This is a genomic window from Egicoccus sp. AB-alg2 (assembly GCF_041821065.1).
In the GTDB taxonomy this organism is placed as follows: domain Bacteria; phylum Actinomycetota; class Nitriliruptoria; order Nitriliruptorales; family Nitriliruptoraceae; genus Egicoccus.
Window position 1 is genome coordinate 218714 of sequence record NZ_JBGUAX010000001.1, and the last position, 24053, is coordinate 242766.

19 protein-coding genes are annotated in these 24053 nt (G+C 74.8%); 4 read left to right on the top strand and 15 right to left on the bottom strand.

All coding sequences use genetic code 11. From position 1 onward, the window contains the following. Window positions 1-64 precede the first annotated feature (64 nt). The 3 genes from ACERM0_RS01095 to ACERM0_RS01105 all read right to left on the bottom strand — a co-directional run bounded on the left by ACERM0_RS01095 (window position 65) and on the right by ACERM0_RS01105 (window position 2965). A complete protein-coding gene (locus ACERM0_RS01095; RefSeq protein ID WP_373676645.1) occupies window positions 65-1315 on the bottom strand; it encodes an MFS transporter in 1251 nt (416 codons plus the stop codon). 206 nt (window positions 1316-1521) lie between these two features. Beyond that, window positions 1522-2139 carry an alpha/beta fold hydrolase gene (locus ACERM0_RS01100; protein ID WP_373676646.1) on the bottom strand — a complete coding sequence of 206 codons (618 nt, stop codon included), beginning with the start codon at window positions 2137-2139 and terminating at the stop codon, window positions 1522-1524. Window positions 2140-2191: 52 nt separating this feature from the next. After that, window positions 2192-2965, bottom strand: a complete 774-nt coding sequence (locus ACERM0_RS01105) for an SDR family oxidoreductase (protein WP_373676647.1) — start codon at window positions 2963-2965, stop codon at window positions 2192-2194. 168 nt (window positions 2966-3133) lie between these two features. On the opposite strand from ACERM0_RS01105, the gene ACERM0_RS01110 reads away from it, so the two are divergent. Continuing rightward, the gene (locus tag ACERM0_RS01110; protein WP_373676648.1) at window positions 3134-4708 is read left to right on the top strand and encodes a DUF885 family protein; all 1575 of its coding nucleotides are present in this window, start codon (window positions 3134-3136) and stop codon (window positions 4706-4708) included. Here ACERM0_RS01110 and ACERM0_RS01115 read toward each other — a convergent pair. Then, window positions 4705-5886: an AI-2E family transporter gene (locus ACERM0_RS01115; protein ID WP_373676649.1), complete on the bottom strand. Its 1182-nt coding sequence runs from the start codon at window positions 5884-5886 to the stop codon at window positions 4705-4707. The genes ACERM0_RS01110 and ACERM0_RS01115 overlap by 4 nt on opposite strands. 307 nt (window positions 5887-6193) lie before the next feature. Here ACERM0_RS01115 and glgP point away from each other — a divergent pair, with 307 nt between their 5' ends. After that, complete coding sequence (gene glgP / locus ACERM0_RS01120) at window positions 6194-8305, top strand: alpha-glucan family phosphorylase (protein WP_373676650.1); 2112 nt, start codon at window positions 6194-6196, stop codon at window positions 8303-8305. A 25-nt stretch (window positions 8306-8330) separates the two neighbouring features. Here the strand turns inward: glgP and ACERM0_RS01125 are convergent, their stop codons facing one another. Further along, on the bottom strand, window positions 8331-9284 hold the full coding sequence (locus ACERM0_RS01125) for an L-threonylcarbamoyladenylate synthase (RefSeq protein ID WP_373676651.1): 954 nt from the start codon (window positions 9282-9284) through the stop codon (window positions 8331-8333). Window positions 9285-9359: 75 nt separating this feature from the next. Next, entirely contained in the window at window positions 9360-9704 is a 345-nt protein-coding gene (locus ACERM0_RS01130) for a hypothetical protein (RefSeq protein ID WP_373676652.1), read from the bottom strand. A 203-nt stretch (window positions 9705-9907) separates the two neighbouring features. Here ACERM0_RS01130 and ACERM0_RS01135 point away from each other — a divergent pair, with 203 nt between their 5' ends. Both ACERM0_RS01135 and ACERM0_RS01140 read left to right on the top strand, forming a co-directional pair. After that, entirely contained in the window at window positions 9908-11353 is a 1446-nt protein-coding gene (locus tag ACERM0_RS01135; protein WP_373676653.1) for an NAD(P)/FAD-dependent oxidoreductase, read from the top strand. Further along, a complete protein-coding gene (locus ACERM0_RS01140) occupies window positions 11350-13704 on the top strand; it encodes a glycoside hydrolase family 3 C-terminal domain-containing protein (RefSeq protein WP_373676654.1) in 2355 nt (784 codons plus the stop codon). The genes ACERM0_RS01135 and ACERM0_RS01140 overlap by 4 nt, the downstream gene beginning before the upstream one ends. Here the strand turns inward: ACERM0_RS01140 and ACERM0_RS01145 are convergent. The 9 genes from ACERM0_RS01145 to ACERM0_RS01185 are packed head-to-tail and all read right to left on the bottom strand — an operon-like array spanning window position 13670 to window position 23843. Then, window positions 13670-14659 (bottom strand): glycosyltransferase family 9 protein, encoded by a 990-nt coding sequence (locus ACERM0_RS01145; protein ID WP_373676655.1) that lies wholly within the window; start codon window positions 14657-14659, stop codon window positions 13670-13672. The two genes, ACERM0_RS01140 and ACERM0_RS01145, sit on opposite strands and share 35 nt — an antisense overlap. A 12-nt stretch (window positions 14660-14671) precedes the next feature. Beyond that, complete coding sequence (locus ACERM0_RS01150; RefSeq protein WP_373676656.1) at window positions 14672-15388, bottom strand: SDR family oxidoreductase; 717 nt, start codon at window positions 15386-15388, stop codon at window positions 14672-14674. Then, window positions 15378-16757: a D-glycero-beta-D-manno-heptose 1-phosphate adenylyltransferase gene (gene rfaE2 / locus ACERM0_RS01155; RefSeq protein ID WP_373676657.1), complete on the bottom strand. Its 1380-nt coding sequence runs from the start codon at window positions 16755-16757 to the stop codon at window positions 15378-15380. Before rfaE2 ends, ACERM0_RS01150 begins: the two co-directional genes overlap by 11 nt. After that, window positions 16754-17389, bottom strand: a complete 636-nt coding sequence (locus tag ACERM0_RS01160) for an SIS domain-containing protein (protein WP_373676947.1) — start codon at window positions 17387-17389, stop codon at window positions 16754-16756. The genes rfaE2 and ACERM0_RS01160 overlap by 4 nt, the downstream gene beginning before the upstream one ends. A 5-nt stretch (window positions 17390-17394) precedes the next feature. Beyond that, window positions 17395-18618 (bottom strand): glycosyltransferase, encoded by a 1224-nt coding sequence (locus ACERM0_RS01165; RefSeq protein ID WP_373676658.1) that lies wholly within the window; start codon window positions 18616-18618, stop codon window positions 17395-17397. Beyond that, window positions 18615-19553: a glycosyltransferase gene (locus ACERM0_RS01170; protein ID WP_373676659.1), complete on the bottom strand. Its 939-nt coding sequence runs from the start codon at window positions 19551-19553 to the stop codon at window positions 18615-18617. The genes ACERM0_RS01165 and ACERM0_RS01170 overlap by 4 nt, the downstream gene beginning before the upstream one ends. Next, window positions 19550-20593 carry a glycosyltransferase family 9 protein gene (locus ACERM0_RS01175; protein WP_373676660.1) on the bottom strand — a complete coding sequence of 348 codons (1044 nt, stop codon included), beginning with the start codon at window positions 20591-20593 and terminating at the stop codon, window positions 19550-19552. The genes ACERM0_RS01170 and ACERM0_RS01175 overlap by 4 nt, the downstream gene beginning before the upstream one ends. After that, complete coding sequence (locus ACERM0_RS01180; RefSeq protein ID WP_373676661.1) at window positions 20590-22203, bottom strand: HAD-IIIA family hydrolase; 1614 nt, start codon at window positions 22201-22203, stop codon at window positions 20590-20592. Before ACERM0_RS01180 ends, ACERM0_RS01175 begins: the two co-directional genes overlap by 4 nt. Then, the gene (locus ACERM0_RS01185) at window positions 22200-23843 is read right to left on the bottom strand and encodes a carbamoyltransferase (protein ID WP_373676948.1); all 1644 of its coding nucleotides are present in this window, start codon (window positions 23841-23843) and stop codon (window positions 22200-22202) included. Before ACERM0_RS01185 ends, ACERM0_RS01180 begins: the two co-directional genes overlap by 4 nt. Window positions 23844-24053 lie beyond the last annotated feature (210 nt).

The following is a 24053-nucleotide window of genomic DNA, read 5'->3' on the forward strand; positions in this document are numbered from 1 at the left end:
TCGGCATGCAAGAAACCTGGCCATGCTCGGCACCACCGTGTCAGCCTCGGGTTGGTAGGCCCGTTCAACGATGTTGGAGGTCACGGTTGCCGGCGATGGCGGCGTCGATGGCGTCTCGGTGCATGGTGGCCGCCAGGACGGCTGCTGCGGCGCCGACGGCAAGGGCGGCCAGCAGGAACGGCGCTCGAAGGCCCGCCGTGCTGGCGATCGCGCCGCCGACGATCGCGCCGAGGGGGGCTGGGCCGAGGCCGATGACCCGCACGCCGGTGATGACCCGACCGAGCATCCGGGCAGGTGGTATTGCTTGGCGCAGCGACTGCGCGACCACGTTGCGCGATGCGATGGACGCAGCGGTGATGAACAGCATCGCCGCAGCCAGAAGCGGGCCGCGTGCGGCGGCGAGCCCGGCAGTGGAGGCAGCGCTCACCGTGACCGTCGACACCATCACGGTGCGTCGGTGCCACCGGGTCACCAGCCGGCCAGCGGTCAGCGCCCCGAGCAGGCCGCCAGCGGCACCGACCGCGATCAGCAGCCCGTACCCGAACGCCGAGACCTCGAGGAGTTCGATCGCGAACAGCACGAAGACCGCGCCGACGGCTGCCGCGCCGAAGTTCGCCAGCCCGGCCGAGATGGCGATCGGTCGCAGCAGCTGGTGGGTCCAGACGTAGCGGAGCCCGTCAACGACGTCCGCTGACATCTTCGACGTCACATCCGCGGGCGCGTCGAGGTCGGGAGTCGGCCGCAGGTCGGTGCGCACGAACCACACGAACAGCGTGGCGGCCAGGTAGGTGCCGGCGTCGAGGAAGAACGGTGCGGCAGCAGCGAGCGCGAACAGCGCCCCGCCGATCGGCGCGCCGGCGATCTGGTTGGTCACCATCTGAGCGGACAGCAGCCGGCCGTTGGCGACCTCGAGCTGATCGGCCGCAGCGAGCTTCGGCACCGACGCCTGGGCCGCCGAATCCGCCAGCGTCTCCCCGATCGCGATCGCGGTCGCGGTCACGTACAGGATCAGCAGGTTCACCGCCCCGGTGGCCACCGCGACCGCGAACACGGTCGCGACGACACCACGCGCCGCCTGGACCCCGATCAGCAACCGTCGCCGGTCCGCACGGTCGACCACCGCGCCGGTGACCGGCCCCAGCAGCAACCACGGCAGATACGTCAGCGCCGTCACTCCGGAGATCAGCAGCGGCTCTCGCGTCAGCGTCACCGCCAGCAGCGGCAGCGCGACCAACCGCAACCCATCGCCGAGGTTCGACAACGTCGAGGCCGCCCAGAACCACCAGTAGTCCCGCGACAGCCGCCCGGTCACCATGCCCCTTCGCCAAACGAGCCGACACGTTAGACAGAGACGGTGCGCCCGTGCGGAAACACCCTGGAGTCGCTCTGCGCCGCCTCGCCCGCGGTCGTGCGCCCCAAGCCGCTGCCGATCTCCAGGGACAAGGCGAACGCCCTGGCGGCGCGTCCATTTGGCGTGTACACCGCTACCGCAGTGAAGAGGGGGCGAACGGCGCGACGGCGCTACGCGGGGACGGCCCGCCGCACCCAGTCACCGATCGCAGTCACCACCTCGACGTCCCCCACCAGGGCGCGGTGATCGAGGTGCGGGAATCTCAGCAGCTCGCCGCCGTAGCGGTCCACCACTGGGCGACCGCGCGTGTCGGCGAAGTCCCGGCCCGCGACCACCAGCAGCGGCACGTCGATGCTCGGCACCGACACCCCACGCTGCCGTTCCCCCAGGGCCAACAGCGACTCCGGACGGTGACGCACGCCGGGCGGCACGGGCCCGTAGGCCGACTCGGCCTCGTAGACACCGGGTGTCGGCTCGACCGTGGCGTCGCGTCGGCCGAGCTCGGCCGGCAGGCTCGGTTCGATGACGACCAGCGCCGCCGGCGACGTGGTTGCCGCCGCCAGCATCGCGACCAGCCCGCCCATGCTCCAGCCACACAGCACATGGCGGGCATCCCCGGCGGCGGCCACGACACGCCCGGTGTAGTCGGCCATGCCGGCGTGCGCGACGTGGAGCCCGTCCTGGAGGTCCGGCGCCACCACCTCGACATCGGTCAGCCAGTCGGACCAGCGGTCGAAGACCCACGGTCCGCTGGTCGCGCCGTGCACCAGCACCAGCCGAACGGTCACGCCGCCCGTCCGCTGCTGCTCTGGGGCGGGCCGTGAGCCGACACCGGGGTCGTCACGACTCGGCGAGGCGACGGTTCGCCTCGGCGCCCATGAGCATCAGGCCGCCGTCGACGTTCAGCGACGCGCCGGTCGTGTAGGACGCCTCGGGCGAGGCGAGGTAGCGGACCGCGTGCGCGATCTCGAAGGCGTTGCCCGGGCGGGTGATCGCCAGCCCCGGGCGCGACCCCGCCTCCGGCTCCTCCTCGTGCTGCCCGGTCATCTTGGTGGCGATCTCGCCGGGCGCGATCGCATTGACCGTGATGTCGTACTCACCGAGCTCCAGCGCCATCACCTTCAGCAGCAGCCCGAGCCCGCCCTTGGCCGCGCAGTAGGCCGACGAGCCGAGCAGCGGCACGTGCTCGTGCACGGACGTGACAGCGACGATGCGCCCGCCCTGGCCGCGGTCGACCATGTGCCGCGCAGCCGCCTGCATGGACAGGAAGGCGCCGGTCAGATCGACGTCGAGCACACGGCGCCACTCCTCGAGGTCCTGCTCCAGGAACGGTGTCGACGAGCCCTCGCCCGCGTTGTTCACGAAGACGTCGAGGTGCCCGAGTTCCTCGATGAGCTCCTCGACCACCCCGGGGCCCGAGGTCGCGTCGGAGAGGTCGAGCTGGCGGACGAAGGCCCGCTGACCGTGTTCCTCGACCTCGGCCTGGGTCTCCTTCGCGCCGTCCTCGTCGGCGTGGTAGGTGAGACCGACGTCGTAGCCGGCCTCGGCGAGTACCACGGCGGTGGCCTTGCCGATCCCGGAGCTGGCGCCGGTGATGATCGCGGTGCGGGCCATGTACCTCTCCTGTGGACGCGTGGATCCGGGCGCCCAGCCTGCGGCGCGCCGGCGCGACCGGCGGCGGCGGGCCGGCACGAACGGCCGGGGACCTCGCCTGGCCCGGCGACGGACCGCCTGCCAGCATCGGTCGCCCGGTCCGCCTGTAGCCGACACGCCGGAGACGACGTGCCCACCGCCGGAGACGTACCCACCGCCGGAGACGTACCCACCGCCGCACGACCCGCCCCTGACACGGCCGTGGCCCAACGCCTCGACGCGCTCACGCCACTGCTGCTACCGGCTCTTCGCGACAGCGCGGGCCGTCACGACCTGGACGGGCAGGTGCCGGATCTCTCGGCGGACGCGGTGCGGGCGACGCTGCAGCAGGTCGGTACGGGCCCGACGCTGGACGATCCCCACGACGAGGCGCACCTGCGGGCGTTCGAGGCGCTCGTCCAGGTCGAGTACGGCGAGGCCGGCATGCACCGCCGTAGCGCACGGCCGCTGCTGCAGGCGCTGGACGTCTCCGGCTACGCGCGCCCCTACGCCCCGGAAGAGGAACGGCGGGCGGCCCGCAGCCGCCACCTCGCCGCCTGGCCGGCCGCCATCGAGGCCGGGATCCAGACGCTCGACGCCGTCCCGGCGCCGCTCGCGACGGGGCTGCTGCGCTCGGTGCACGGGGTCGCGGTCGGCATCGAGCCGGACGAGCCACACGCCGTGGAGGCCATCGCCGCGCACGGCCGCCTCGTCGGGCACCTCGAGCGGCTGGCCGCGGACGGTGACGCCGACCCGGCGCTGGGTGGCGAGTTGCTGGCGCGGTGGCTCGGCGCCGGCGAGGCGATGGACGTCGACCTCGGCGCGCTGGAGGAGAGCGCCGACCGCGAGCGCGACCGCCTGCGGACACTGCTCGACGAGGCCTGCCGCGGCATCGACCCCTCGGCGTCCACCGGCGAGGTCGTCGCACGGCTCCTGGACGACCATCCGGACGCCGACGGGGTGCTCACGACCGCCCGTGAGCTGACCGCCGAGGTGCTGGACTGGGTGCGCGAGTCGGGGCTGCTGCCCGACTGGGGCGGGACCTGCGAGGTGGCCCCGAGCCCACCCTCGCGACGCTGGGCCACCGCGATGATGTCGTGGGCGGCGCCGTACGAACCCGACGGGCCGTCCTGGTACTACATCACCCCGCCCGACCCGGCCTGGCCCGAGGACCGGCAGCGCTCGTGGCTGTCGGCGTTCTCGTTCACGACGCTGCCGTCGACGACGGTGCACGAGGTCGCCCCCGGCCACTTCTCGCACGGCCGGGCCCTGCGACGGCTCGACAGCGACGTGCGGCGCAGCCTGCACTCCTCGTCGTTCGTGGAGGGGTGGGCGCACTACGCCGAGGAGCTGCTCGTCGAGGAGGGCTACCGCGGCGGCGACCCGCGGTTCCAGGCCGGTGTGGCATTGAAGGCCCTGCTGCGCGTCACCCGGTTGGCGGTCGCGATCGGCCTGCACCGGCGCACGATGGGCTTCACCGAGGCGGTCGCGAGGTTCCGTGACGACGCCCTGCTGCGTGCGGCGCCGGCCGAGGCCGAAGCGGCCCGTGGCACGTTCGACCCCACCTACGGACGCTACACGTGGGGCAAGCTCGAGCTGCTGCGGCTGCGCGACCGAGCGCGCCGTCGCTGGGGGGCGGGCTTCACGTCGCGCCGGTTCCACGAGGCGGTGCTCTCGCTGGGCGCGCCACCGCTCGGGCTGCTGCCCGCCGCTCTGGACGGTTAACGGGCCGAGGACCCCGACGAGGAGGCCGCCGACTCCGCCGCGGCCTGTTCCGCGGCCTCCTGCTCGGCCTGCTCGGCCGGCGTGGGCGGGGTCTCCGCCGCCACTTGTTCCTCGAACTCCTCGGGTGGAGGCCCGGCGCGCACGTCGTCCAGGATCCGGGCGATGATCGCGGCCGTCGGCACGGCGAGGAACGCCCCGAGGATCCCCAGCAGCAGCGAGCCGGCCGTGATCACCAGCAGCACCACCAGCGGGTGCAGCCGGATGGCGCGGCCCAGGATGAACGGCTCCAGGACGTTGCTCTCGAGCTGTTGCACGGCCAGGACCAACGCCAGCACGGCGAGGCCGGTGCCCAGGCCCCCGTCAGCCAGCGCGACCAGCACGGCCAGGGCACCGGTGCTCACGGCACCGACGATCGGGAACAGGCCACCGAAGAAGATGAGCACGGCCAGCGGCAGGGCCAGCGGGACGCCCAGGATCACCAGGCCGATGCCGATGAAGACCGCGTCGACCAACGCGACCAGCAGCTGGCCGCGGAAGTAGGACCCGAGCGTGCTCCACGCCTGGTCCAGGGCCTGGCGGGTGCGGGCACGTGCGCGGCCCGGGAGCGTGGAGACCAGGCCGTCGCGCAGCCGGCGACCGTCCTTCAGGTAGAAGAACAGCACCACGAACAGCAGCAGCAGCCCGATCAGGACCTCGAAGGCCGCGAAGGCGGCGTCGGCGGCCTCACCGGCGTACTCGCCGATGTCGCCCACCTGCTCCTGGGCCGCGGCGATGAGTTCCGACAGGCCGCCGACCTGCAGACCGAACGGCTCGGTCTCGAGCCACGCCTCGATCTCGTCGACGCCCTCCCCGGCCGACTCGGCCAGCTCGGGGATCTGGTCGGCGACCACCGGCACCATCGCGCCGATCACGCCGACGATCAGGCCGATGCCCAGCAGGATCGAGAGCAGCGACGCCAGCGCGTCCGGCACCTTGGCCCGTCGCAGCCGGTCGGCGACCGGGCGCAGCAGCGTCGCCGGGAACAGCGCCAGCACCACCGGGATGACCAGCAACGACACCAGCGAGACGAGGTAGAGGACCACCACCGCGACACCGAGGATCCCCAGTGTCGCCCAGGCGGTCCGGCCGGTGCGCCAGAGACGCTCCGGGCCGGGCGCGGGCGTTGACTCCTGACTCACGCTCCCCCCTGCAAGGTCGATCTCCGGCACGGTAGGACGTGCCTGGCGCACCGGCGGCCGGCACGCCCGCCGAACGGCCGGTCCGCGCCGCCGGCCGAGCGGCTGGTCCACACCGTCGCCGCATGGGCGGCGGGCCACGCCTTACCATGTCGGACTGGACACCCAACCCCCGCACATCCGGTGTCCGTGGCCCGGACCGGTGCCGGACGGCACGCGCCCGGGGGACGAAGGTCCCCTGTAGCTGCGCCTCCGCACGCCGACGCTCACGGCGAGAAGGCACGGCCGCGCCGCGGCAGTCAGGAACGTCATGTCACGCCCGCTCCACGCCGAGCTCGCGACGCTCGCCGCCAACCTGCGCTTCGCCTGGTACGCGCCGGCCCGGCAGATCTTCGCCGACCTCGATCCGCTCGCCTGGGAACGTGGGGAGCACGACCCCGTCAAGGTGCTCGAAGCCTGCGAGGGTCGGCTCGATGCCGTCGCCGCACGACCGGGTTTCGCCGCCCGTGTCCGCGACGCCGCCGACGACCTGCGGGCCTACCTCGCCGACGACGACACCTGGTACCGCCGCGCCGGCGGCGACCCGGACCGGGTGGTGGCCTACTACTCGGCCGAGTTCGCGCTGACCGACTGCCTGCACACCTACTCGGGCGGGCTGGGCGTGCTCGCCGGTGACCACCTGCGCTCGGCGTCCGACCTGGGCATCCCGCTGGTCGCCGTGGGCCTCGCGTACGGCGACGGCTACTTCCGCCAGCGCCTGGACGCCTCGGGCTGGCAGCACGCCGAGCCCGCCCACAACGACTTCACCACCGCGCCGGTCAGCCCGGTGCTCGACGAGCACGGGCGGCGGGTGACCGTCGAGGTGCCCGTCGGCGGCGGCCGCGTCCTGGTGCAGGCCTGGCACGTGGCGGTCGGCCGGGTGCCGCTGTACCTGCTGGACACCGACGTGGACGGCAACCACCCCCACCAGCGTGCCATCACCGGCCAGCTCTACGGCGGCGACGACGACCTGCGCCTGCGCCAGGAGCTCGTCCTGGGCGTCGGCGGGGCCCGGCTGCTCGAGATGTTGGGCATCGACGTGCAGGTGCACCATCTCAACGAGGGCCATGCCGCGTTCGCCGGGCTGGAACTGCTGCGCCGCCACCTGGACCGCGGTCAGCCGCTCGCCGCTGCGGTCGAGCAGGTCCGCGACGAACTGGTCTTCACCACGCACACGCCCGTGCCGGCCGGCCACGACGAGTTCGGCTGGGACCTGGCGGCCTACCACCTCGCCCCGTTCGTGGAGACGTTGCCGGTCGAATTCCGAGCCCTGTGGGACCTCGCGACCGGTCCTGGCGACGAACGCTGGTCGCAGACCGTGCTCGCACTGTCGCTGGCCGGCAAGGCCAACGGCGTCGCCCGGTTGCACGGCGAGGTGTCGCGCCGGATGTGGGCGCGCCTGTGGCCCGCCCAGCAGGTCGAGGAGGTGCCGATCAGCCACGTCACCAACGGCGTGCATCCCGGCATGTGGGTGGGACCCGAACTCGCTCGTCTCTACGACGCGCGCCTGGGTCCCGACTGGCGCGACAGCGACGCCGCCGCCACCTGGACACGGATCCGCGAGGTCGAGCCGACGCTGCTGTGGCGGACCCACGTGGCCGCCCGGCGGCGGCTGATCGGCGAGGCACGCGACCGCCTCGCCGCCCAGACCCGGCGCCACGGCGTGGGTCCCGACGGCCGTGGGCTGGACCCGGACGCCCTGACGATCGGGTTCGCCCGCCGGTTCGCGACCTACAAGCGCGCGACCCTGCTCGCGCACGACCTCGACCGGCTCGCCGAGATCCTGGGCGACGACCGTCGACCGGTGCAGGTCCTGATCGCCGGCAAGGCGCACCCGCGCGACGAGCCCGGCAAGCACCTCATCCAGCGCCTCGTCGGCCTGTCGCGCGATGCGCGGCTGAAAGGACGACTGGTGTTCCTGGAGGGCTACGACCTCGACCTGGCCGCTTCGCTGGTGGCGGGCGTGGACGTGTGGCTCAACAACCCGCTGCGCCCGCTGGAGGCATCCGGCACCTCGGGCATGAAGGCCGCCATGAACGGCGGGCTGAACCTGTCGATCCTCGATGGCTGGTGGGACGAGGCCGTCGCCGACCTGGCCCCGCGGGCGTCGGCCGGCTTCGGCTGGGCGATCGGCGACCGCGAGGAAGGCGGAGACGAGCACACCCGCACCGCCGCCGACGCCGACGCCCTGTACCGCCTGCTGGCCGACGAGGTGGTGCCCGCGTTCTACGACCGCGACCAGGACGGCGTTCCGGCGGGCTGGGTCGCGATGATGCAGGACGCCATCGCGCTGCTCTCGCCCCGGTTCTCCACCCACCGGATGGTCGCGGACTACGTCGCCGAGGCCTACGACCTGGTCGGCCGCGACCTCGAGGTCGCCTGACCGCACCCGCTGGCGCCGGCCCGGGTCAGCCCGCGGCCCGGCGCAGGCGGTCCATCACCGCCCGGCCGACGCCGACCTCGGGGACGGACTCCACGACGACGACGTCGGCGCCCGCCTGCTCCGCCGCGCGCAGCGCGGCGTAGAGGTGGCGGGCGAGGTCGGCGGCGTCGGCGAAACGGGTGGCGGTGACGACCTCCGCCGGCGCCGCGTCACAGGACACCAGCGCGACCCGCTCCCCCGCCTCGATCGACTGCTTGGCCACCAGCGGCCCCTCGCCCGGGGCGACCAGGGCCACCCGGCAGCGCGGGGCGTAGTGCCGGTAGCGCGTCCCGGGCGATGCGCGGAGCGCGTCCGGGTCGGCCGTCTCCCCCACGACACCGAGGTCCTCGCGGGTGATGCTGCCCTCGCGCAGGACCACCGGGCGGGGCCCCCGGGCGTCGACGACGGTCGACTCCACGCCCACGGGGCAGGGGCCGCCGTCGACGACGACCGCCACCGCGTCGCCGAGGTCGTCCGCCACGTGGCGGGCCTCGGTCGGTGACGGGCGGCCGGAGCGGTTGGCAGAGGGCGCCGCGACCGGGAGGTCCACGGCCCGCAACAGCGCCTCGGCGACGGGATGGTCGGGAACGCGGACGGCGACCGTGGACAGGCCACCGGTCGTGACCGACGGCAGCGTGTCCGCCGCGTCGACCACGATCGTCAACGGTCCGGGCCAGAACGTGGCCGCGAGCGAGCGGGCCAGCGGCGTCCAGCGCGACACGACCGAGCCGACCTGTCCGGCGTCGGCGAGGTGCACGATCAGCGGGTTGTCGGCCGGACGGCCCTTGGCCGCGAACACGCGTGCGACCGCGTCGGCACGACGTGCGTCCGCGCCCAGGCCGTAGACCGTCTCCGTCGGGAAGGCCACCAGCTCACCGGCGCGCAGGGCCGCACACGCACGGGCCAGCCCGTCCACGTCGGGTACCACCACGCCGGCCATGCGCTGCTTCCTCGGTCCCGTGGGCGTCTGCCCTCACGACGCGGAGGGTAGGTCAGGACCGGGAGGCGGGCGGTGTCAGCCGGTGAGCCGGCCCACTTCGGCCAGGTCGAGGTGCAGCGTGACCCGGAGTGGCTGCTCCGGGCCGGGCTCGTGCCAGGCGACCGCCTCGCACGAGAGCACGTAGGGCGGTTCGAGCGAGGCCAGCAGTTGCAGGCCCGTGTGCACCTCGTCGGCGAGCGGACGCGGCAGCTCACCCAGTTCGGTCGCGTCCGGGCCCAGGACCAGCACGCGGCGCGGCTCGGTCGGACGCGACGCGAGCACCGGACGCAGCTCGACCCGGACGGTGAACGCCGCCCCGGAGCCGTCCCGCAGGGCCGCCAATCGGCGCAGGTCGGGCTGGTGCACGGCGGTCGCGTGCACGGGGAGATCGTCGCGCCCATCGACCTGCAGCCGTCGGGCACCGGCAAAATCCTGCCGCAGTCGGTCGGCCTTTCGAGACGGTCCGTCCCAGCGAAGCGACGGCGGTCCGACCCGCCACGACCGAGTCGCGGACGAACGACCAATTCGTCTGTCCGTCGGTCCCTCGGCCGGGGACCTTCGCGCAGGGCCCGCGACGAACCGCTATGACTCCGACTCCTGACGAGGAGGCAGGCGTGGCCGGCTCCGAGTACGACGTGGTGGTCATCGGCGCCGGCCCGGCCGGCGAGAACGCGGCCGACTACGCACGCCAGCACGGCCTGCGGGTCGCCATCGTGGAGCGCGAACTGGTCGGCGGCGAATGCAGCTACTGGGCCTGCATCCCATCGAAGGCGCTGCTGCGACCCGGCGAGGCGCTCGCCGCCGTTCGACGGGTCCCCGCCGCGGCCGCCGCCGTGACCGGCCCCCTCGACACGGCGGCAGCGCTGCGCGGTCGCGACGCATTCGTCGCCGACTGGCACGACGACGGTCAGGTCTCCTGGCTGCAGGGAGCGGGTATCGACCTCGTGCGCGGCCACGGACGGCTCGTCGACGAGCGTGTCGTCGAGGTCGCGGCGGAGGACGGCCGCACGGCCCGTTTCAGCGCGGCCCGCGGGGTGGTGGTGGCGGTCGGGTCACGCGCCGTCCTCCCGCCGATAGCCGGACTCCACGACGTCGGCGCGTGGACCAACCGCGAGGCCACCGAGGCGGGCGCGGCCCCCCGCCGACTGCTGGTGCTCGGCGCGGGACCGGTCGGCGTCGAGCTGGCCCAGGCGTGGCGCCGGCTCGGCAGCGAGGAGGTGACCATCGTCTCGCGCGGTTCCCGGGTCCTCGGCGGCGAGGAGCCGGCCGCCAGCGAGCTGCTGGCGCGGGGCCTGCGCGCCGACGGCATCGGGCTGGAACTCGGCCGCCAGCTGACGGCCGTGCACCGCGACGACCACGACGGCCCGGTCCACGCCCGTCTGTCGGACGGTCGCGAGCTGGTCGCCGACCAGCTGCTCGTCGCCGTCGGCCGGCACGCGGCCACGGGTGACCTCGGCCTCGACGACATCGGCGTGACGCCCGGCGAGCGCGGCTTCCTCGACGTCGACGAGCACCTGCGCGTTCCCGGACACCCGTGGCTGTACGTCGTCGGGGACGCCAACGGCCGCGCCCTGCAGACCCATCAGGGCAAGTACCAGGGCCGTCTCGTCGGCGACGCGCTGGCGGGCGTCGAGGTGCCGCCGGCCTGGGCGGACCGGCAGGCCGTCACGCGCGTCGTGTTCACCGACCCGCAGGTGGCCTCGGTCGGGCTGACCGCCGCACGGGCGCGCGAGACCGGCCTGCGCGTCCGGGAGTTGCAGGTCGGCCTCGACAGCGTGGCCGGCGGGTCGCTGCAGGGCGAGGACGTCGCGGGCCTGGCGCACCTCGTCGTCGACCTGGACCGCGACGTGGTCGTCGGCGCCACGTTCGTCGGCCCCGGTGCCGCCGAGCTGCTGCACTCGGCGACGATCGCCGTGGCGGGCGAGGTCCCGCTGGCGCGACTGTGGCACGCCGTGCCACCGTTCCCCTCCACCTCCGAGGTGTGGCTGCGCCTGCTGGAGGCCGACCGCACCGAAAGGCACGCCTCGTGACGACGCGAACGCCCCCGACGACCTCGACGCTCGCGGAGCAGGTGCGACTGTTGTCGGGCCAGGACAACTGGCGGACGGAGCCGATCGGTGACGTGCGCGCACTCGTGCTGGCCGACGGCCCCCACGGCGTCAGACGCCCGTCGGCCGGTCAGCTGGGGATCGGCGAGGCGGTCCCGGCGACATGCTTCCCGACCGCGGCCAGCCTGGCCGCCACCTGGGATCCGGACCTGCTGGAGGAGGTGGGGGCCGCGCTGGGCCGCGAGGCGCGCGCCCGTGACGTGGACGTGCTGCTCGGCCCCGGTCTCAACCTCAAGCGGCATCCCGCCGGCGGGCGCAACTTCGAGTACTTCTCCGAGGACCCGCTGCTGTCGGGCCGGCTCGCCGCCGCGCTCGTGCGTGGCGTCCAGTCGCAGGGCGTCGGCGCCTGCCTCAAGCACTTCGCCGTGAACAACCAGGAGTCGAACCGGCTGATCGTCGACGTCGTGGTCGACGAACGCACCCTTCGCGAGCTGTACCTCAGCGGCTTCGAGATCGCGGTCCGCGAGTCGGCGCCCTGGACCGTGATGTGCGCCTACAACCGTGTCAACGGCGTGTACTGCTCCGACAGCCGGCGCCTGCTCACCGACGTGCTCCGGGAGGAATGGGGCTTCGACGGGGTCGTCATGAGCGACTGGGGCGCCACGAACGATCGCGCCAACGCCCTCGCGGCCGGCATGGACCTGGAGATGCCCGGCAGCGGCAAGGCGTTCGACGACGAGGTGGTCGCCGCCGTCCGGCGCGGACGCATCGACGCGGCCGACGTCGAACGCAGCGTGGGCCGGCTCGCCGACCTCGTCCGCCGGCTCGACGAGGGACCGGCCGAGGTGGCCGTCGCGGACGACCCCGACGCCCACCACGCGCTGGCCCGCCGGGTCGCGGCTGCCGGCACCGTGCTGCTCACCAACGACGGCCTGCTGCCCCTGACCGGCGGCGGGCGCCTGGCCGTCGTGGGCCGATTCGCGGCCGAGCCCCGCTACCAGGGCGCCGGCAGCTCGCAGGTGACCCCGACCCGCGTCGAGGCGGCTCTGCCGGCACTGCGCGAACGTCTGGACGCGACGACCGACGTCACGTACGCCGCCGGCTACGACGAGGCGGGTGACACCAGCGACACACTCGTCGCCGAAGCGGTCGCGGCGGCGACGGCCGCCGATGTCGTCGTCGTGTTCGCGGGGCTGCCCGGCGCCTACGAGTCCGAGGGCTTCGACCGCGACCACCTCGGGCTGCCCGACGGGCACACGCGGGTGGTGGAGGCGGTGCTCGACGCGAATCCGCGCACGGTGGTCGTGCTGTCCAACGGCGGGCCCGTGGAGTTGCCGTGGGCGGACCGACCGGCGGCACTGGTGGAGGGCTACCTCGCGGGCCAGGCCGGCGGTGCGGCGATCGTCGACGTGCTCGTCGGCGACGCCGAGCCGGGCGGACGGCTGGCCGAGAGCTTCCCGGTGACGGTCAGCGACCTGCCGGCGGACGCGAACTTCCCGGGCGGCCCCAAGCAGGTCGTCTACCGGGAGCGGTGGTACGTCGGATACCGGTTCCACGAGACGGCGGGGGTGCCGGCACGGTTCCCGTTCGGGCACGGGGGCTCGTACACGACGTTCGCGTGGAACGACCTGACCGTGGACGGTCAGGGTCAGCACGTCCGCGTGGAGATCGACGTCACGAACACCGGCGAACGGGCCGGCAGCGAGGTCGTGCAGGTCTACGTCCGCGACGTCGAGGCTTCGGTACCACGACCCGACCGGGAGTTGCGCGGGTTCACGAAGGTGCACCTGGCACCGGGCGAGACCGCGCGAGTCGGGATCGACCTGGGTCCGCGGGCGTTCGCGTTCTACGACGCCGACGCCGGGGACTGGCGCGTGGAGGCCGGGGCATTCGAGGTGCTCGTCGGCGCCTCGGCCACCGACGTCCGTGCCCGCGCCACGATCGACGTCGACGGGGAACCGGCGTCCACGTCCGACGTCGGGTCGGGGTCTCCCTGGGTGGCCGACGACGACACGTTCGCCGCGCTGCTCGGCCGCCCGGTACCGCGCCCGGACCCGGTGCTGCCGCTGCACCGCAACTCGTCGGTCGAGGACCTGTTGCACACGCCGCTCGGCCGACGGGTGCAGCCGCTGCTGGCCGGCACGGCGACCCGTCAGATGCTGGGCTCGCTGCACCAACCGGACGCGGCCACCCGCCGGATGTTCGAGACGATGGTGCGGACCTCGCCGCTGCGCGCGATGGTCCTGTTCGGTCGCGGGCGACCATCGTTCCGCTCGCTCGACCGCGTCCTGCAGGTGCTCAACCTCCGTGGCGCTCGTGACGGCCGCCGTTGACCGGCAACTCCCCGAGGGCCGCGATCACCCGAGCCGGCGCGATGGCGAGCAGTCCCTCGAACGGCTCGTCGGCCAACGGGTCCCCGGTTCGACCGGCCCACAGCACCCTATGACGCTCGCGTCGATCCACCGGCGGCCCCCAGGCATCCGGCGGCGTCGGACCGAACAGGACCACCGAGGGTGTGCCGAACGCCGTCGCGAGGTGGGCGACGCCCGTGTCACCGCACACCACCCGGTCCGCCGCCGCCACGACGGCGGCCAACCCGTCCAGATCGAGCGCTCCGGCGAGGACCGCCTCGGGTCCCAGCCCGGCGCGGCGGGCCACCTCGGTCGCCAGCTCCCGCTCCGACGGAGACCCGGTGAGCAGCACCCGACGCCCCGTCGCGGCCTCGGCGGCGGCCACCGCCGCGAAGCGGTCCGCGGGCCAGCGCCGTGCGCCGGACTTCGCGCCGGGATGGACCACCGTCGCGCCGGCCGCAGACATCGCCGTCGGTGACCTCGGCGGTGGCGTGATCGCCAGGTCGGCGGGGTCGGCCGGGCAGCCGGCTCGGCGCACCAGCCGGCACCAGCGGGCGACCTCGTGTTCGGTGGCATCCCACGCGGGCCCGTCGGCGCTCGCCGGCACGTCGGGATGGGCGAACGCGACCAGCCGGGCCGGCCGCAGCGACGTCAGCAACGCGTGGCTCTGCGGGCCGCTGCCGTGGAGGTCGACCGCCACCGCCACGCGGTCGGCGAGCTCGGCCGGCAGGGGCTCGAGCTCACCCACGTGCAGGTGGTCGTCGACGGCCTCGATCGCCGCCACGAGTGGCGCCAACCACGCCGGTGCGGCCAGCACCAGCCGGTGGGCCGGGAACCCGCGCCGCAGGCCGCGCAGCGCGGGGACCGCCGTCAGCAGGTCACCGAGCCCGAGCGCCCGCAGGACCAGCAGCAGCGGGCGTGCGTCCCGGGTGGTCATCGTGAGGCCGCCCTACGGCCACGACGGCTCGACCGAGGGGGTGATGACCAGTTCCCGCACCTCACAACCGGCCGGCTGACGCAGCGCGAACAGGACCGCCTCGGCCACGTGGGCCGGGTCGTTGAGCAGCTGGTCGGGCGCCGGCTTGAACTCGTCGGGCCGACCGTCGAAGAAGGCGGTCGCCATGCCGCCCGGGACCAGCATGGTCACGCCGACCTGACCGCCGAGCTCCAGCGCCAGCGCGCGGGTGAAACCGACCACGCCGTGCTTGGAGGCCGCGTAGGCGGTGGCCGCGGGCAGGGCACGCAGCCCCAGCGTGGAGGCGACCGTGACGACGGTGCCGCGGCGCTCGACCAGCGACGGCAGCGCTGCGCGCACGACGGCGGCGGTGCCGAACAGGTTGACCCGGACGATGCGCTCCCAGGTCTCGCCGTCGACCTCGGCGAAGTCCCTCGGGGTGTCCATCGCTGCCGCGGTGACCACGGCGTCCAGGCCGCCGGCGCGCTCCACCACCTTGCGGACGGCCTCCTCGGCGGCGCGGGTGTCGGCGAGGTCGACGGTCTCCTGCTCGAACCCGTCCGGGTTCGGGTTGACGTCGAGGACGTAGGGGACGCCGTCGGCGTCCGCGATCTTGCGGGCGACGGCGCGACCGAGGCCGGACGCGCCGCCGGTCACGAGCACGTGGCCGGGCACGCGGCGCGCCGGGCCGGCCTGGGTGTCAGCTGTCACGTCGGGTGACCTCCTGCAGGATGCGGGTGGTGGAACGTCCTTCGAGGTAGGGCAGCGTGACGACCTGGCCGCCCCAGGCGGCCAGCACGTCTGCCTCGGGGATGCGTGCACTGCCGTAGTCGCCGCCCTTGGCGAACACGTCCGGCCGCAGGCGGCGCAGCACCTCGGAGGGCGTGTCCTCGTCGAACACCACCACGGCGTCGACGCAGGCGAGCGCACGCAGCAGCTCGGCGCGGTCGGCCGCCGGCACGATCGGACGGTGGGGCCCCTTGAGGCGGCGGACCGAGGCGTCGGCGTTGAGGCAGACCACGAGGCAGTCGCCCAGCGCCCGGGCGGCCTCCAGGACCTGGACGTGGCCGACGTGCACGAGGTCGAAGCAGCCGCCGGTGGCGACCACCGTGCCGCCGTGCGCGCGCACGCGCTCGACCAGGGTGAACGCGTCGTCGCCGGCGCCCGCGGGCGCGGTCGTGCCCGAGACGCCGATGCGCACGGAGGCGGCACCGCCGGCGGCGACGAACCGGGAGGCGGCGTGGACGGCGGCCGTGACCGCCTGTGGCGGCAGCGCGCCGGTGGCGAGTTCGCCGACCAGCGCGGACGCGAAACGGTCGCCGGCCCCGCACGGGTCGCCGGAGCCCACGGCCGGCGCCGGTACGGCCAGCGGCATGCCGTCGCCGCGCGTGAAGAGCGCACCGCGACGGCCGCGGGTCACGGCGAGCCCGCCGACGCCCCACCGCCCGAGCAGCCGGTCGGCGCGGGCGGTGACCGCCTCCAGCCGGTCGCCGGCCGGCTCCGGCACGTGGTGCACGACCTCGGCCTCGTTCGGCGTCGCCACGGTCGTCACCGTCACCGGCGCGGCGCCGTGCGGATGCGGGTCCCAGACCAGGGGACCCACGGTCGCAGCGAGCGCGTCGCGGGCCGCCGGCAGGTGGCTGAGCCCGCGGCCGTAGCAGGCCACCAGCACGGCGTCGGCGCGCCGCAGGGCCTCGTCGGCGGCCGGCGTCCAGGCGCCGACGTCGGCGGCGGTGGTGCGGGCGCCGCGGTCCCAGCGGGCCAGCGACGTGCCACCGGCCCGCAGCCGGATCTTCTCACAGGTGCGGCCACGCAGCCCGAGGTCGACCAGCTCGACGCCCGCGCGGTGCAGCAGGTCCGCCAGCTCGCGGCCGCCCGGATCGTCGGCGAGCGCCGTCACGAGGGTGACGTCGTGGCCGTCGCCGGCAGCGAGCACGGCGGCCAGGCCGGCGCCACCGGGCCGCGTGTGGACCTCGCGCTCGTCGAGGACGGGCGCGGGCGCGTCGGGCGTGAAGCGGGAGGCCTCGCCCTCGACGTCGCGGTCGAGCAGGCAGTCCCCCACCACGGTCAGCCGGCTCACCGCGGCCCCCCTCCGGCGGCGGGCAGCGCGTCGCGGACGTCGACCACCACGGTGGCCTCGCGCTGGAGGACGACCCGGTCCAGGGCGGCGCACAGCGCGTGCACCAGCACGCCATGCACCTCCTGGACGGTCGCCGTCGCGGCGGCGGCCACGCAGATGGCCTCGTCGGCGCGCTCTGCCAGCGCGTTCGGGCCGGGTCCGGTCAGCGACCAGGTCTGCAGGCCGTCCGCCCGGGCGGCCTCCGCGGCGGCGAGCACGTTGGCGCTGGTCCCCGACGTCGAGATGGCCAGCAGCACGTCGCCGTGACGTCCGTGGGCATGGACCTGTCGGGCGAACACCTCCTCGTAGCCGTAGTCGTTGCCGATGGCGGTCAGGCTCGAGGTCTCCGCCGACAGGCAGAGGGCGCTCAGCGGGCGCCGGTCGTCGCGGTAGCGGCCGACCAGCTCGGCGGTGAAGTGCTGGGCGTCCGCGGCGCTGCCGCCGTTGCCGCAGGCCAGCACGCGGCCGCCGGCGAGGAGGTGTGCGGCCAGCCGGCGGCCCCAGTCCTCGATGCGTGGCAGGTCCGGCTCGACCGCGTGGAGCGCGGCGACGAGGCGGGCCGTGTGCTCACGCGCGGTGGGCAGCCGGGTCATGGCGCTCACGAGTTCACCGCCCGTGCGCGACGGACCATGCCGCTGGCCAGTGCTTGCTGGTAGGCGTCGACGACCGCGTCGGCCACCCGGTTCCAGGTGTAGCGCTGCCGGACGCGCTCGACGCCGGCGCCACCCAGCCGCTCGCGGAGGGCTGCGTCGGCGAGCAGGCGCCGCACCGCCGCCGCCACCGCCTGCGGGTCACGTGGCGGCACGTGCAGGCCGGTGACGCCGTCGACGACCGTGTCGATCATGCCACCGACGGCGGACGCGACCACCGGGACCCCGCAGGCCATGATCTCCAGCGGCACGATGCCGAAGGGCTCGTACCAGGGCACCGTCACGGCCACGTCGGCACTGCGCAGCAGCGGCGGCACCTCGTGCCGCTCCAGCGCACCGACGAAGCGCACGCGGTCGGCGACGCCGTGCTGCGTGGCGACCGCACGGAGCCGCCGCACCTCGGCGTCTGCGTCGAGGTGGTCGCGTTTCGGGCCTCCGGCCACGACCAGTTCGGTATCGGGCACACCGGTCAGGGCCCGCACCACGTCGTCGATGCCCTTGCGCGGCACGAGCCGGCTGACGACCACCACGCGGTGGGTGAACCGCGGGTCGCGTGGCGCCGCCGGGCCGTCGGGACCGAAGTTGGTGAGGTTGACGCCGCACGGGACGATGGAGACGCGGCGCATGTCGGCGCCGAGCTGGCGCAGCTCGAACGCCTCGTCCGAGCAGGTGGCGACGATCCGGTCGGCCTCGGCGACGATGCGCCGCTCGGCGGGTTCGCGGTCGGGCGGGCTGGTGTCGGCGTCGCCCTGGTGGCGGCGCTTGACGTTGCCGAGCGCGTGGTAGGTGTGCAGCACCGGGAGATCCAGCGGCGTCGCCGCGTCGAGCGCTGCGATGCCCGACATCCAGAAGTGGCTGTGCACCACCTGCGGGCGGTCCCGGCGCCAGACGCGACGCAGGTCGGCCGCGAAGCCGCCGATGTGCGGCCAGATGTCGTCCTTCGGGATCGTCGTGGGCGGCCCGGCGTCGACGTGGTCGACCACGACGTTGGGGGTGAACCGGACCCGACGCGGCGTGTGCGCGTCCGCCCGCCGGGTGTGCACGACGACGCGATGGCCGCGCCGGCCGAGCTCCGAGGCGAGTGCGGCCACGTACACGTTCTGCCCGCCGGCGTCCGCGCCGCCGAGCAGCGCGAGTGGGCTCGCGTGCTCGGACACGAGGGCGATCCTCATCCTGCCACCTCCTGCAGCAGCTGGTCCCAGTCGGCGAGGAACCTCGCGACACCGAAGCGCTCGAGGGCGGCGGCGCGGGCGGCCTTGCCCATGGCCCGGGCCCGCTCGGGTTCCTCGAGCAGCTCGCGGATCCCCGCCGCGAGCACGTCGAAGCGGTTGGAGACGATCCCGGCGTCGCGCGGGATGGCCTCGGAGGCCTCGGTCGTGTCCAGCGTCACGACCGGCATGCCCACGTGCATCGCCTCGAGCAGCGCCAGCCCGAGCGAGGTCCAGCGATACGGGTGCAGGTACAGCCGCCGGCGTCCGATCACGTCGTGCAGCTCGCCGTGCACGAGGTTGCCGTGACCCCCGAGCACCTCGGTGCCCAGGCCGTAGAGGTCGACCGGCACCATCTGCGAGAAGCGCGGCAGCAGGTCGGTACCCGTCACCCGGGCCCGGCGGGCGGGCTCGTTCGCCATGGCGGCCGCCCGCCGGAGCTCGCCGCTGTAGCGCTCCCCCGGGTCGACGATGCCGTGCTCGATCACCCGGGTTGGAGCGGCGCCGGTGTCCCACAGCAACGCGTTGAAGTGCGTGACGTGCGCGACGACCAGGTCGTGACGGTCGGCCGCGGGATGCCGCAGCTCGTTGATCCGGCCTTGGGGAGCGTTGTGCTCGACGTAGACGGCCGGCACGTCGCGGCCCGGTGCGCGCCCGCCCAGCCAGGTCTCGGTCAGCGCCGTCAGCTCCTCCGGCCGCTGCAGGACCACCACGTCGACCTCGGCCTCGGCGGCCTCGGCCGGCGTCACTTCGACGGCGTTCGGCGGCCACTCCCAGGTCGCGGCGCGACCCCGGCCGTACGGCCCGCGACCCGGCAGGACGGGCAGCAGGTAGGTGTGCCGGCCCTGCACGAAGGAGGTCGTCCACGACCCGTGCACGTGCCACAGCAGGACGATCATGCCACCACCTCCGGGAGCGCGCGGCGGCCGGGGAGGCGGGTCAGGCGCGCGACCGCCGCGACCACCTCGTCCGCCGTGACCCGGCCGAGGCACGGGTGGCCGGCCACGGGGCAGACGCCGGCCCGGCAGCCGGCGCAGGCGACGTCCTGGTCGCCGAGCAGCACGTGCGGCACACGCCAGGGACGCCAGCGCGCGGCCGGGACGGTCGGCGCGTACAGCGACACGACCGGCGTGCCGACGGCGGCGGCGAGGTGCGCCGGGCCGGTGTTGCCGACCACCACCGCGGCGGCGTCGCGCAGGATGGCGGTCATCCCGCCCCAGTCGGTCCGGCCACCGAGGTCGAGCGCCCGGCGGCCGGCGGCCGCGACGCGCGCGGTCAGCACCGCCTCGCCGGGTCCGCCGGTGACCACGACCCGCCAGCCGGCGGCTTCCAGGGCCGCGACGGCTGCGGCGTTGCGCACCGGTGACCCTGCCCGCGCCGGCACCGAGGCCCCCGGATGGACCACGACGTACGGGTCACCGACCGGCACCGGGTTGGGCGCGTCGAGGTCCCCGACCCGCAGACGCCCGTCGTCTCCGGGCGGCAACCGGTAGCCGGCCCCGGCGACCAGGTCGAGCGAGCGTTCCACCTCGTGGACGTCGTCGTCGATGCGGTGGCGCAGGTCGAGCAGCGAGCCCGGGTAGTACTCGCTGGTGGCACCGATCCAGCGCACGCCGGCTGCCCGGAGCACGAGCGCGGTGGGCAGCGGTGACTGGTGGAAGGAGGTCAGCACGAACGCCTGGTCCGCCCGCAGGCCGGCGGCGAGGTCCACGGTCTGCGTGAGCCAGGCGCGGTCCACCGCGGCCGGCTCGGGGTCGATCCACGGCAGTTCGTGGACGACGACCTCGTCGACGCCGGGCAGGGAGGCGGCGGCGAGACGCCCCCGTGGGCCGACCCACAACGCGACGTGCTCGGCCTGCGCCGCCACGGCACGCACGGCGGGGCCCGCCAGCAGCACGTCGCCGTTGTTGTCGGGGCGGACCAACAGCACCCGGCTCATGCCGCGTCCCCGGCGCCGGCGGTGGGCAGGGCGATGCCCAGGACGAGGTCCACCGCCGCGTCGAGGTCGTCGGCCACCTCCTCGGCGGCCGCGACCTCGTCGAAGCGCGTGACGGTGGTCGGCACGAGGATGCCGCGAGCGCCCGCCGCGGCCGCGGCGTCCACGTCCGCTCCGATGTCGCCGATCACCACGCACGCCGCGGGGGCGACGCCCAGCGCCCGGGCGGCCTGCTCGACCAGGCCGGCGGCGGGCTTGCGGCACGGGCAGCCGTCGTCGGGTGCGTGCGGACAGACGCACCACGGACCAAGCGGACCGAGCAGTTGTTCGATCCGGGCGTTGACGGCGTCGACCTGTTCGCGGGTCAGCAGGCCCCTGCCGATGCCGCTCTGGTTGCTGATGACGGCGATGGGGAGGCCCGCCGCACGAAGGCGGTCGAGGGCCTGCCGCGCCCCGGCGACCGGGCGCACCATCGCCGGGTCACCGTTGTAGGGCACGTCGTGCACGAGGGTCCCGTCCCGGTCGAACAGCACCGCCGCGGGACGGGAGCCCGCCCGGCCGCCGGCGCGCTCCGCGACCGCGGCGGTGGCGGGCGGGGTACGTGACGGCGACGGCGCGGGCCCGGGCCGTCGCAGGCGCCGCGGCAGGCCGACGATGCCGGCCAGCCAGTGCCAGGACGCGGCCACCGGGATGGCGACGCTGGTCGCCAGCATGCGGCTCACCTCGCGGCGGGTGCGCGGTCCCGCAGCGATGCGGCGACCCGCGAAGTCCGTGGTCAGCCCGGCCCAGATCGCGCCGGCGACGGCGGCGGCCCGGCGCCGGCGCGCGCCGACCGCCACGGCCGCCGCCGCGAGGGCGAGGCTGGTCGCCAGGTGCCACGGGCGCCGGCCAGCGGGCACGCCGGCACGCCGCCGCCAGCCCCGACCGTGGAGGGCCCGCATGAAGGGATCGTCGGCGTTGCCGCGCTGGAGACGCACGCTGACCCAGGCGTCCGCCGGCCGCACCGGATGCACCATGACGCGCCGGCCCGTCACGATCCGCCACCCGGCCGCGGTGACACGCAGACCCAGGTCGGCGTCCTCGCGGTACGCCCGCGGGAAACGTTCGTCGAACCCGCCGACGGCCGCCAGGACCTCGCGGCGGTAGGCGAGGTCCGCCGTCGCCCACCGCGCCGCCGCCAACCCGGCGACGTTGCGTTCCCAATCGCTCGGTCGACGCCCCGCCGGCAGCGGCACGTGGAGACGCCCCTGCGAGCCGCCGACGTCGGCGGCCAGCCCACGCAGGTCCTGGACCAGCGCCTCCCGCCACCCGGCCGGCGGCAGTACGTCGTCGTCCAGGAACGCCACCCACGGCGCCGTGGCCGCCCGCCAGCCGACGTTGCGGGCCGCTGCCGGACCGCGGCCGCCTCCGGAGAGGATCCGCAACCGGCCGGCGAACGCGGCCGGCGGCGGGGCCGTCAGCAGCGGCGTCGTCGGGTCCGTGCGGTCGTCGACCACCAGCACGCGGTCGGGCAGCCGTCCGGGGCCGGTGGCCAGGCCCTCGAGCACGGTCAGCAGCGACGGGCGGCCGATGGTCGGGACGACGACGTCGTAGCGGACCTCCACGGCCGTCATGCCCGTCCCCCACCCGGACGGCGTACGACGAAGGGCCCGATCGCGAGCAGGTCGATCGGCGCGGCGCCGAAGCACTCCAGCACGTCTCGCGGGCTGTCGACGATCGGGCGTCCGGCGGTGTTGAGGCTGGTGTTGATCACCACCGGCACGCCGGTGCGCTGCTCGAACGCGCTGAGCACGCGCGCCACGAGCGGCTCCGTGGCCGGGTCGACCGTCTGTGCCCGGGCGGTCTTGTCCACGTGCACCGCCGCAGGGATGCGCTCCGCCCAGCCGTTCCTGACCGTGTGGGTGAACAGCATGTAGGGGCTCGGCAGCGGACCACCGGCGAACACCTCCGCCGCTCGGTCGAGGTGGACCATCGGGGCCACGGGTCGGAACTGCTCGCGGCCCTTCACCACGTTCAGGCGCTCGGTGTTGTCCGGGTCGATCGGGCTGCACAGCAGCGAGCGGTGGCCCAACGCCCGCGGGCCGAACTCGGCGCGGCCCTGGAACCAGGCGACGATGCCGTTGGCCGCCAGGGTCTCTGCCACGGCGTCGGCGAGGTCGGCCGGCCGCTCGTACGGCAGGCGCGCGTGGCGCAGGGCCGCCTCGACCGTCGCGTCGTCGAAGCCGCTGCCCAGCGCCGCGGTCGTCATGGGCTGGATCCGGTCGCCGAGCTCGTGCGCGACGTACAGCGCGCCTCCCAGCGCGGTCCCGGCGTCACCGGAGGCGGGCTGCACCCACAGCTCTTCGAACGGGCCCTCGCGCCACAGACGTGAGTTCGCGACGCAGTTGAGCGCGACGCCGCCGGCCATGACCAGCCGCCGGTCCCCCGTGCGGGCGTGCAGCCGGGCGGCCAGTTCCAGCAGCACCTCCTCGAGGCGGGTCTGCACGGTGGCGGCCAGGTCGGCGTGCGGCCGGCTGATCTGGTCCCCGGGCGTCCAACGGGGCACGAACTGGCCGAAGTCGTAGTCCTCCGGGGCGACGAAACCGCCCTCGGGCCGCACCTGGACGTCGCCGCGTAGCCGCTCGATCCAGCGTGGCTCCCCGTAGGACGCCATCGCCATGACCTTGTACTCGTCGCTGGAGCGGGCGAAGCCCAGGTGCTCGGTCAGCGACTCGTACAGCAACCCCAGCGAGTGCGGCAGCACCTGGTCGTCGAGCACCTCGAGATCACCGCCGCGAACCCGACCGGCCAGGTAGGTCTGGCGCTCGCCGCGACCGTCCAGGCTCAGGACGCTGCACTCGCCCCGGTACGGCGCGGCGAGGTAGGCCGATGCGGCGTGTGCCACGTGGTGGGGCACGTGGCGGACCGAGCGCGGGTCCAGCCCGGGCAGCGCCGTGGCCAGGAACCGATCGGCGCGTTCGGTGTAGAGCGTGCGCAGCCCTTCCCACCCGGCGGCGGTCGGCTCGAACGAGCGGGCCGGAGCCAGCGCCGGCTCGTACGAGTAGGTTACGGCGTCGAGGTCGCCGGGATCGACCCCCGCGTGCTCCAGGCAGAAGCGGATCGCGCGCTCGGGCAGTTCCCAGGTCGAGAAGGGCACCGGTCGCTTGCCGTGCTTGCGCCGCGAGAAGCGCTCTTCCTCGGCCGCCGCGACGATGCGCCCGTCGACGACCAGTGCCGCGGCGGGGTCGTGGAACACCGCGTTCACGCCGAGCACGCTCGCCACGGGCCCTACCTCCGTCGGTGGCTCCGGGTGCCGGCCTCCATGCGCCGGTACCCGCCGGAAGACACGGCATCACGGATCCAGGGCCGGGCAACCCCGGCCCGGACTGCCCGTTTGGCCGCAAACGTCCGATTCGATCCGTCGAGGACCAGGATCAGGCGGCCAACCCTCTTCTCCCGCAACGAGCCACTCGAAGTCCCACAG

Coding starts and splice junctions, on each gene's coding strand:
- ACERM0_RS01095 (WP_373676645.1), bottom strand. CDS start 1,315: ATGGTGACCGGGCGGCTGTCGCGGGACTACTGGTGGTTCTGGGCGGCC.
- ACERM0_RS01105 (WP_373676647.1), bottom strand. CDS start 2,965: ATGGCCCGCACCGCGATCATCACCGGCGCCAGCTCCGGGATCGGCAAG.
- glgP (WP_373676650.1), top strand. CDS start 6,194: ATGTCACGCCCGCTCCACGCCGAGCTCGCGACGCTCGCCGCCAACCTG.
- ACERM0_RS01125 (WP_373676651.1), bottom strand. CDS start 9,284: ATGGCCGGCGTGGTGGTACCCGACGTGGACGGGCTGGCCCGTGCGTGT.
- ACERM0_RS01135 (WP_373676653.1), top strand. CDS start 9,908: ATGACTCCGACTCCTGACGAGGAGGCAGGCGTGGCCGGCTCCGAGTAC.
- ACERM0_RS01145 (WP_373676655.1), bottom strand. CDS start 14,659: ATGACCACCCGGGACGCACGCCCGCTGCTGCTGGTCCTGCGGGCGCTC.
- ACERM0_RS01160 (WP_373676947.1), bottom strand. CDS start 17,389: ATGACCCGGCTGCCCACCGCGCGTGAGCACACGGCCCGCCTCGTCGCC.
- ACERM0_RS01165 (WP_373676658.1), bottom strand. CDS start 18,618: ATGAGGATCGCCCTCGTGTCCGAGCACGCGAGCCCACTCGCGCTGCTC.
- ACERM0_RS01170 (WP_373676659.1), bottom strand. CDS start 19,553: ATGATCGTCCTGCTGTGGCACGTGCACGGGTCGTGGACGACCTCCTTC.
- ACERM0_RS01175 (WP_373676660.1), bottom strand. CDS start 20,593: ATGAGCCGGGTGCTGTTGGTCCGCCCCGACAACAACGGCGACGTGCTG.
- ACERM0_RS01180 (WP_373676661.1), bottom strand. CDS start 22,203: ATGACGGCCGTGGAGGTCCGCTACGACGTCGTCGTCCCGACCATCGGC.